The following is a 692-nucleotide window of genomic DNA, read 5'->3' on the forward strand; positions in this document are numbered from 1 at the left end:
TTTTTCCCTTTGAGAAATACATCTCACGACCTAAAACACCATCGCGCAAAGTGGCTACCGAGATAAAGAGCCCAGCGTCCCCTTTCCTAAAGCCGCAGAACACAAACTCAAGCGGTTCGTATAAATCACTCATGCTGATCACTCCGAAGAACAGATAAGACCTTCTCAGCTCGCTCCTGGAGCTCTATGAGTTCGGCAGCATCATTACCGCTCAATGACATGTCCCCGCCATAGAGGCGATACTCAACGCTGTCCATCGCCTGGCTAAGCAATCCTAGAAGAGCATTCACGTTTGCCGGTGTTGATAGGGCGACGGCTTCACCTTTCAGCTCACGTCCATTAAATTCCGACCACTCGGCTATGCCTGTCAGTTCGCAACAATTTGAGCAGGACATACTGGCGACATTCTGGGGATCGTCTGGGCAGTGTTCATTGATGACAAAGTTCATCTCGTCACTGCCGCACTTTCCACAAATGATGTGTACTTTTTTGCCCATGCTGCCCTTAGTGGAGAGTCTGCTCTTCCACAACAATCATCCCGTCAACCAAGCTGATTGTGGCGGGACCGCAGTTACCCAGCACCTCAGCTTTGACTCCGTTGTTCAACGCGACATAAAGCCGTCTCGCCCCGTTGGTGACGCGGATGCCTTTCTGGTCGAGTTGTTCAAGCATTTCTTCGTAGGTAATTTTTT

2 protein-coding genes are annotated in these 692 nt (G+C 50.1%); both read right to left on the minus strand.

Annotated features, from left to right (window positions below):
- Positions 1-125: 125 nt before the first annotated feature.
- Positions 126-497, minus strand: a complete 372-nt coding sequence (locus BHE89_RS19320) for a hypothetical protein (protein WP_020833608.1) — start codon at positions 495-497, stop codon at positions 126-128.
- Positions 498-504: 7 nt separating this feature from the next.
- A partial coding sequence (locus BHE89_RS19325; RefSeq protein WP_128860735.1) for a hypothetical protein occupies positions 505-692 on the minus strand: 188 nt, incomplete at its 5' end.

The sequence above is a fragment of the Shigella sp. FC1967 genome (assembly GCF_001743005.1).
GTDB lineage: Bacteria > Pseudomonadota > Gammaproteobacteria > Enterobacterales > Enterobacteriaceae > Proteus.

What these genes read in the sequence shown, in the direction of transcription:
- BHE89_RS19320 (WP_020833608.1), bottom strand. Translation starts at nt 497, where the DNA reads ATGGGCAAAAAAGTACACATCATTTGTGGAAAGTGCGGCAGTGACGAG.